The organism is Brucella sp. GW823-FHT04E01 (assembly GCF_058796175.1).
Genome location: NZ_JBXAIK010000003.1, coordinates 241,226 through 249,200 on the forward strand (window position 1 = coordinate 241,226; position 7,975 = coordinate 249,200).

Here is a 7,975-nt window from a genome sequence, read left to right on the forward strand (position 1 = left end):
AGTACCGGGCGGTGGTAAGAAAGGCGGGGCGCTGATTGGTGCCCCGCCTTTCTCGTGAACCGAGTTTAGCCAGCTTCTGCCGTGCGCAGGAAGGATTTCCGTTCCATTTCACTGCCGTTGATCTGGCCTCTCAGTTGCAGGAGGTCTTTTCGGCTGACCAGTCCGCAGAGTTTTCCGTCGCGTGTCACAATCGGGATACGTCCACAATCAGTCGCGATCATCATGTCGGTGATGAACGCCACGCTGTCGTCCTGATGGCCGACAGGTGTGGAGGTGTCGGAAACGGCATCTGCAAGCGTCTGGCTGGACAAATCCGTCTTCCGCTGCCATTCCAACGCATCAGCGCGCGTCACCATGCCGATCAGTATCCGGTCGTTATCGATGACCGGATAAAGCCGATGCCGTGCCGCTTCCGAGGCAAAAAAGGCAGAGGCTTCCTGCACGGTCATGCTTGCCGGTAGCGTGTCCACATTCGTCACCATGACTTCATGCACACGGGCGGACTCGAACGGACTTACGCCATATTCGCGCGTAATGTGCTGTCCGCGCCGCGCAATTTTCTCGGTCAGGATTGAACGCTTGAGCAGAAGAACCGTGACCGCATAGGCGGTTACCGTCGCCACGAACACCGGAACGATCTGGCCGAAATCGCCAGTGACTTCAACTGCAAAGAACGTGCCGGTCAGCGGTGCGCGCATCGTGCCGCCCATCATGGCGGCCATTCCGAGCAGCGCCCAGAAGCCGGGTTCGCCGCCTGGCAGGATCAAGCCGAGCAGCCAGCCCATCGCGCCGCCGAAAATCAGAAGCGGGGCCAAAACGCCGCCGGACGTGCCCGATGCCAGAGCGCAGAGCCAGATCGCGCTTTTGACAAGCAGGACCACCAGCACTGTGGTTGCCAGAAATTTATCATTGAGGAAACCGTCGATGAGATCATAGCCGACGCCAAGCGCACGAGGCTCGATCAGACCGCCAATGCCGATGGCGATGCCGCCGATTGCCGGCCACCACATCCAGTGAATGGGCAGTCGCTCGAATGCATCCTCCAGCTTGTAGAGAAGGGTCGTGAGCAAGCCGGATTGCAGGCCGGCGACAATGCCGATCAGGGCACATGCGACTATTCCCCACCAGGGCAATGCCAGATGAAAATGGGTCTGGAACAGCGGACCTGTTTCGAAAAACAAGGGTCGGTTTGTGTGAGCGACTGCTGCTGCAGCTGCCACAGGAATGAAGCTGCGGGGCTTCCACTCGAAGAGCAGCAATTCGACGCCCAGCATCACGGCGGCAATGGGCGTACCGAAAATGGCGGTCATGCCTGCGGCGGCACCGGCTACGAGCAAGGTCTTCCGCTCGGCTGAACTCATCTGAAACAATTGCGCAAAAAGCGATCCGATAGCTCCGCCCGTCATGATGATCGGACCTTCGGCGCCGAAGGGACCGCCCGTGCCAATTGAGATCGCCGATGAAAGTGGCTTCAGTATCGCCACTTTGAGCGACATGCGACTGCCGCCGATCAGGATGGCTTCAATCGCTTCCGGTATGCCGTGCCCGCGAATTTTCTCGGAGCCGTAACGCGCCATCAGCCCGATTGCCAGACCGCCCAATATGGGGATGAGCACGATCCAGAAGGACGGCGAAAGGTGCGCCAGTGTTGCCGGGTCAATGCTGATGCGGCCAAACCAGACCAGATTGGTGACCAGGGCGATCAGGCTTACAAGCACCCATGCGGCAGCGGTGCTGGCGGCGCCGATAACGATCGCCATCGCGATCAGGAGCAGCATTCGCCTGTCGGCGGTAAAATCGCCCGCGACGCGGCGCGCGACGCCGCCGGTGAAATCGTGCGGTCTTCGAAACTCGTTTTGCCGGGCCATAGCAAACTCCTGTCTTTCTCGGCGGATACGCTAGCTTGGGGGAGAGCGTCTTGGAGCGCGTATCGATCTGATTGAATCAGATCGGCGCGTCTCGATGTTTGTTTTGACGCGCATCTTGTCCGAAAACCGCTTCACACTTTTCGGGATGCACCTAAACGGCGGGTTAAATATATCGTAATACGATATAAATCAATTGCCATCTTTGTGTTTGGGCAAGGGGCTTGCTATTGGGGAAGGGATTGCTGCAAAGCGCCTTCGGAAAAGCCGAACGGGCGTGTTTATATCGAGGTCAGGGAAGAAGCCTGTTGTGAAACAAACTCCGGATGCTTTGACACAAGCCGACTATCAGGCGCTTGCGGAACTTCGCTATCGTTTGCGCCGGTTCATGAGTTTCAGTGCAACGGCTGCGGAAGCGGAAGGGCTTCCGGCGCAACAGCATCAGGCGCTGCTTGCGATCAAGGCCCATGCCGCTGATGCACCGTTGACGGTTGGCAACCTTGCGGAATGGCTTGTCATTGCTCCGCATACTGCAACGGAGTTGGTCGGCAGGCTGGCGGATGCCGATCTGGTGATGCGGATGGTCGATCCTTCGGACCGCCGCCGCCACACATTGGCGCTGACCGACAAGGCCGAGCAGGTTCTTGAGCGGCTCAGCGCCGCGCACCTTGCCGAGATACGCGAGCTTGCCCCCAATTTGATCGATGTGTTGACCAAGCTGGAGCGTGCAGCGAACAAGCCGAAGTAACGGCTTAGAGCGCGTATCGATCTTATTCAATCAGATCGATACGCGCATCTTGTTCCGAAAACCGTTTCACACTTTTCGGGATGGGCTCTAAATCCTGTCCATCAATGCATACCACGACAGGGCAAGGAACAGCAGCGGCGAGCGGAAGGTGCGACCGCCGGGGAAGGCGGGAATCCGCAGTTCTTCGAACAGTTTCAACCGGTCGCGATTGCCAGCAACGGTTTCGGCATAGAGCTTGCCCATATAGTTTGCCAGCATGACGCCATGACCGGAATAACCACCTGCGGAAATGACACCGGGCATCACCTCCCGCACGAAGGGCTGGCGCGGCATGGTAATGCCGACCGAACCGCCCCATGCATGGGTGATTTCGACCTTGTCCAGCGCCGGATAAATCTCGGCTATCTGGCGGCGGATGTGGGTGCTGATATCGCGCGGATTGTCGGCAGTGTAGGCTTCGCGCCCGCCGAACAGCAGCCTTCCGTCCTTTGAACGACGGAAATAACGCACCACGAAGCGGGAATCGTCGATGGATTCACCGCCCGGAATAATGGGGCTGTCGTCGCCAAGCGGCACTGTTGCGCCGATGAAGGAGCGGATCGGCATGACATGCGATGCGCTGACCGGTTCCAGCAGACCGCCATAAGCATTGACAGCGATGAAGGCATTTCGCGCCGATATGGTTCCGCGATTGGTTTCGACTTCGACCCGCCCGCTTGCGGTGCTGATTTTGGTGGCTCTGGTGTCTTCAAACAGCTTTGCGCCCGCCGCATGGGCGGCCTTTGCAGTTCCGACAAGCAGTTTCAGCGGATGAATATGGCCGGTGCCTGCGTCGTAGACGCCGCCAAAATAGCGCTCTGAACCGAGCAGACTCGCTGTTTCAGCGCGGTCGAGCAGACGCAGGTGCTGATAGTTGAAGCGGCTCGCCATCAACTCCACATGGCGCTCATATGACTTGAGATAGCGCGGCTTGTGCACGACCGAAATCTGGCCGGGCACATATTCCATATCGATCCTGTGTTCGTCGGCAAAGGCAAGGAGATAGGTCTTGGCCTCTTCCGCCACGTCGAACAGAGCCTTGGCACGCTCAAAGCCATATTCCGCTTCAAGATCTTCGGCCCATGTGCGCTGGCCGGTGCCGAACTGGCCACCATTGCGCCCCGACGCCCCATCGCCGAACCGCGCTCCGTCGATGAGTGTGACGTCCACGCCCTGTCTCGCCAGATGGTAGGCAGCCGAAAGCCCTGTATATCCGCCACCAATGACAACGACATCGGCCTGCCGCGAGCCATCCATTTCAGGATATTGCGGCCGATCAGGGACACTCGCTTCGTACCAGGAAATGCCGGGCGAGATTGGGCTTTGGTAGGGCATGTGGAACCGGTCAGACGTTGAGCAGCAGGAACTCGCGTTCCCACGGGCTGATGACTTCCATGAAGGTTTCGAACTCGGCACGCTTGATGGCGGCATAGGTCGTGACGAAGGAACTGCCGAACAGATTGCGCAGCTCCGTGTCTTCCTCAAACAGCTCCACCGCGTCGATCAGGCCGCGGGGCAGTTCGATTTCCTTGGTGTTGACGCTGGTGGTCGCAGGCTGTTCAGCTTCAATCTTGTTCACGAGGCCTATCAGGCCGCAGGCAAGCGAAGCCGCCAGCGCGAGATAGGGGTTGGCATCGGAGGAGGGGATGCGGTTTTCCACGCGGCGCCCATTGGGGTCGGAGCGTGGGACGCGGAAAGCGGTGGTACGGTTGTCGTAGCCCCATTTGACGTTGACGGGTGCGGAAGCATCCGGCGTCAGGCGGCGATAGGAATTCACATAGGGCGCGAACATGACAAGTGCATTCGGCACATGACGCTGCATGCCGCCGATAAAATGGCGGAAAGCCTCGCTTTCGCTGCCATCCTCATTGGTGAAGATGTTGCGTCCGGTCTTCTTGTCCACGATGGACTGGTGGATATGCATTGCCGATCCGGGCTGGCCCTGAATGGGTTTGGCCATGAAGGTGGCATACATGTCGTGCTTGAGCGCCGCCTCGCGGATGGTGCGCTTGAACATGAACACCTGATCGGCGAGTTCCACCGGGTCGCCATGGCGCAGGTTGATCTCAAGCTGGCCAGCGCCTTCTTCGTGGATCAGCGTGTCGATCTCCAGCCCCTGGCCTTCGGAGAAATGATAGATGTCATCGATCAGTTCGTCGAACTCGTTCACGCCTGCAATCGAATAGCCCTGACCGCCGCCAATGGCACGACCCGAGCGACCGACAGGTGGCGTCAGCGGATAGTCGGGGTCGGGGTTCTTGCGGACCAGATAGAACTCGATTTCCGGAGCAACGACCGGTTTCAGGCCGCGCTTGCTGTAGGCGGCAACGACATTGCGCAGCACGTTGCGCGGAGTGAATTCCACCCCGCGTCCGTCCTGATAGACAAGATCGCAGATAACCTGCGCGGTCGGATCGGATTCCCACGGCACAGCCGAAAGGGTCGAGAGGTCCGGCACCAGCTTGAGGTCGCCGTCATCCTCCGGGTAATGAAAGCCGTAGCCGTCTTCCGGATAGTCGCCGGAAATCGTCGTCATGAAGACAGCCGAAGGCAATGCCAGCGAGGTATTGGAGGTGAACTTCTTCGACGGCATCATCTTGCCGCGGGCAACCCCGGCCTGATCAGGGGTGATGCATTCGATGTCTTCGATGTCACGCCAGGCAAGCCATTCGGTCGCCTGCTTCCAGTTCTTCACACCGCGAAGAGATTTGACATAGGCAGGTGTACGGCGACGCGGGGCGCGCGTAACCTTCTTTTCCGTCGTATCAGCAGACATCAATCACCAGAAAATGATTTCGATAGTGGCATGATAGCTGCGACCGGCCTCAATGACAAATGGGTCCGGCAAGCTTTTGTGTGCGCCATCGCAGAAAGCGCACACAAAAGAAAATCGATGTGTCAGAGACCGAAATGGCCCTTGAGAGCGGGTACGTTTGCCACCAGCTGGTCGACCAGCTGCGGGTCATGGTCGCGCACATAATTGATCACCTGCCCGCCTGCTTCGGTGATCTGGTCGCTGGAGAGGCCGCTGGAACGAAGCGTGGCAGCGGCTTTGAGAAGCGCACTCATCTTTTCGCCAGCCACATTATCCATCAGTCCCGACAGCGCACCCATAATGCCGCCCGTGCCTGTTGCAAGTACATCGTGGGCGCTGGCGAGCTGCTGGGCATCCGGCAGGAGTGCGAAGATCTTGTTGCCGATTTCCGGTGCGCTGTGCTGCAGAACGGAAAACACCGAGCCAGCCAGCTTTTCTGCAAGCTGCGGATCGATGTTGATCTTGGTGGCGATACTATCAATGAGAGACTGAACAGACATGAAAATTCCAAATTCCTTGCCCCCGCAAGGGGCGGTTCAAACCGCAGTCGGCGAGCAAACCCTATGGCTTCCACGACCAACCATTCACAAGTGACCCGCAGGCTTGTGCGCCGGATCGGGGTGCAGGGACCACCAATGGTGCACCGGCGTCAATGCATGAGGCGCGGCTTTGTTGGAGTTCGGTGAATTTTCGGTCAAGATTCAGTTTGCGGAATATTGAAGTGGCTTTTCAGTGCCGGGACGAAAGCAAAGAGCTTTCGCACAAGCTCGCGATCTTTTTGCCTTATATGACGGATGACTGTCAGGAATGCCTGATTGGCCTGATCCATGCTCATGCCGGTGGATTTCAATGCCGCCAGACCGCAGACCAGAGCGCCTATTCTCTCGCCCGCAAAATTTCCGGCCACATTCGAAACTGTTCCGAGGATCCCATCTGCATGATAATTTTCAGGGTTGAGCACATCATTGGCGCGTGCCAGTGCGGGCGCTCCGGGAATCAGGTTGAATATTTGCGGCGCGACAATCGGAGCCTCGTGTTGGATGATGGAGAGCAATATACCAACTGTTTGCTCGGCGGTTCCAGGGTCTATATTGGCGTTTGAGGCAATATTGTCTATCAAGGATTGGATTGACATTTCTCACCCATGAAAATTGATAAAATAATATTTGTCAGAACAATTTTATGAGAAGTAATACTGTTATTTAGAATAATATAATTTTGTATTCTCTTATACGGTAAGAAAATACAGGGTGCTTCTGGTCGTGTGTTGCAAGAAGGCGTATAGGCTGCATTTGCTCATCTTCGTCGGACCCACTTGAAATGATCGTTCGCCCGCGCCCCCCTTTGTGGAAGCTCTTCTTCATACTCAAGGGCTCCATCATCCTGCGTATCCTGCCGCAGATTTTTGCGGTTTTCCTTCTGTCGGTGCTGGTTGTGTGGGCGCATCGCGCGTTTCCCGGCTGGGTGCCAGCCGTCAACAACGGGACGGCTTTGGCGCTGCTCGGCATTGCGCTTTCGATCTTTCTCGGCTTCCGCAACAACGCCTGTTATGACCGCTGGTGGGAGGCTCGCAAAATCTGGGGCAAGCTCGTCTATACGACGCGCGGTCTGGGGCGTCAGACGCTGTTGCTGGAGAACGTGCGGGGACTGGAAGACGGACGGGAAAAGCTGCTCCGTTATGCGATCGCGTTTTCGCAGGCCATGGTCAGCCATCTTCGGCCAGAGGAAACCGGTGGCTCAAACAAATACGACAAATGGTTGTCTGCGGAAGAGCGGAAAGCGTTGGCGGAAAGCCGCAACAAGCCTGATTTCATCTTGCGTCGGCTTGGTGCTGCTCTGGCGGATATGCGTGTGAAAGACGCTCTGCATCCGGTCGATTTCCAGACGCTTGACAGTTCAGTGTCCGCATTGGCAGAGGTTCAAGCGGCCTGCGAGCGGTTGCGGTTCACGCCGGTTCCTTTCGGCTATACGCTGCTTCTGCATCGCACGGCCTATCTGTTCTGTTTCTTCATACCGTTCGGCTTTGCCGATATGCTTGGTTGGGGAACGCCATTTGCGACGACACTGGTGGCCTATACTTTCTTTGGGCTGGATGCGCTGGGCGACGAGCTGGAGGAGCCGTTCGGGACATTGCCCAACGATCTGCCCATCGGGGCCATCGCCGATACAATCGAAATCAATCTGCGGGAAGCATTGGGTGAAGAAAACCTGCCCGACCTTCCTCAACCTGTCGACTATCTTCTTATGTAAAAAAAAGCCCCGACTGGCAGGGCCAGCCGGGGAGGTCAGTTGAGGAAATCCGACCATAAAGCGAGTGGCAGATCAACCCTGTTTCATCGAATTTTACGGGCAACTGCCAGTTTGGACATTGTGTCGCTGCCAAAAGAGAAGTGTGTGAGCATGGCAGCGAGCATGAGAGCGAGGACCGTCATCATTTGTCGTGGGTGACGATGACTGGGATCAGTAGATCACCCCGGTTGCCGTCGCCGTTCCCGTGCTGCCGAAGGT

At 57.4% G+C, this 7,975-nt stretch carries 7 protein-coding genes; 2 read left to right on the forward strand and 5 right to left on the reverse strand.

Going from position 1 to position 7,975, the window contains the following annotated elements; translation table 11 throughout:
- Positions 1-65 precede the first annotated feature (65 nt).
- On the reverse strand, positions 66-1,868 hold the full coding sequence (locus AC1RHM_RS11480) for a chloride channel protein (RefSeq protein ID WP_010659125.1): 1,803 nt from the start codon (positions 1,866-1,868) through the stop codon (positions 66-68).
- Positions 1,869-2,253: 385 nt separating this feature from the next.
- Between AC1RHM_RS11480 and AC1RHM_RS11485 the strand changes: the two genes are divergently transcribed.
- Complete coding sequence (locus tag AC1RHM_RS11485) at positions 2,254-2,613, forward strand: MarR family winged helix-turn-helix transcriptional regulator (protein ID WP_226622637.1); 360 nt, start codon at positions 2,254-2,256, stop codon at positions 2,611-2,613.
- A gap of 87 nt (positions 2,614-2,700) precedes the next feature.
- Here the strand turns inward: AC1RHM_RS11485 and AC1RHM_RS11490 are convergent, their stop codons facing one another.
- The 4 genes from AC1RHM_RS11490 to AC1RHM_RS11505 form a co-directional block, all read right to left on the reverse strand.
- A complete protein-coding gene (locus AC1RHM_RS11490; RefSeq protein ID WP_010659123.1) occupies positions 2,701-3,987 on the reverse strand; it encodes an NAD(P)/FAD-dependent oxidoreductase in 1,287 nt (428 codons plus the stop codon).
- 10 nt (positions 3,988-3,997) lie between these two features.
- The gene (locus AC1RHM_RS11495; RefSeq protein ID WP_010659122.1) at positions 3,998-5,428 is read right to left on the reverse strand and encodes a glutamine synthetase family protein; all 1,431 of its coding nucleotides are present in this window, start codon (positions 5,426-5,428) and stop codon (positions 3,998-4,000) included.
- A 122-nt stretch (positions 5,429-5,550) separates the two neighbouring features.
- Positions 5,551-5,967: a hypothetical protein gene (locus AC1RHM_RS11500; RefSeq protein ID WP_010659121.1), complete on the reverse strand. Its 417-nt coding sequence runs from the start codon at positions 5,965-5,967 to the stop codon at positions 5,551-5,553.
- 194 nt (positions 5,968-6,161) lie between these two features.
- Complete coding sequence (locus tag AC1RHM_RS11505; protein WP_029376001.1) at positions 6,162-6,602, reverse strand: hypothetical protein; 441 nt, start codon at positions 6,600-6,602, stop codon at positions 6,162-6,164.
- Between the two features lie 185 nt (positions 6,603-6,787).
- On the opposite strand from AC1RHM_RS11505, the gene AC1RHM_RS11510 reads away from it, so the two are divergent.
- The gene (locus tag AC1RHM_RS11510; protein ID WP_010659119.1) at positions 6,788-7,717 is read left to right on the forward strand and encodes a bestrophin family protein; all 930 of its coding nucleotides are present in this window, start codon (positions 6,788-6,790) and stop codon (positions 7,715-7,717) included.
- Positions 7,718-7,975: the final 258 nt, after the last annotated feature.

Excerpts from the sequence above, each read along its gene's own strand:
- AC1RHM_RS11485 (WP_226622637.1), top strand. The coding sequence starts at position 2,254 with ATGAGTTTCAGTGCAACGGCTGCGGAAGCGGAAGGGCTTCCGGCGCAA.
- AC1RHM_RS11490 (WP_010659123.1), bottom strand. The coding sequence starts at position 3,987 with ATGCCCTACCAAAGCCCAATCTCGCCCGGCATTTCCTGGTACGAAGCG.
- AC1RHM_RS11510 (WP_010659119.1), top strand. The coding sequence starts at position 6,788 with ATGATCGTTCGCCCGCGCCCCCCTTTGTGGAAGCTCTTCTTCATACTC.
- AC1RHM_RS11500 (WP_010659121.1), bottom strand. The coding sequence starts at position 5,967 with ATGTCTGTTCAGTCTCTCATTGATAGTATCGCCACCAAGATCAACATC.
- AC1RHM_RS11505 (WP_029376001.1), bottom strand. The coding sequence starts at position 6,602 with ATGTCAATCCAATCCTTGATAGACAATATTGCCTCAAACGCCAATATA.
- AC1RHM_RS11495 (WP_010659122.1), bottom strand. The coding sequence starts at position 5,428 with ATGTCTGCTGATACGACGGAAAAGAAGGTTACGCGCGCCCCGCGTCGC.
- AC1RHM_RS11480 (WP_010659125.1), bottom strand. The coding sequence starts at position 1,868 with ATGGCCCGGCAAAACGAGTTTCGAAGACCGCACGATTTCACCGGCGGC.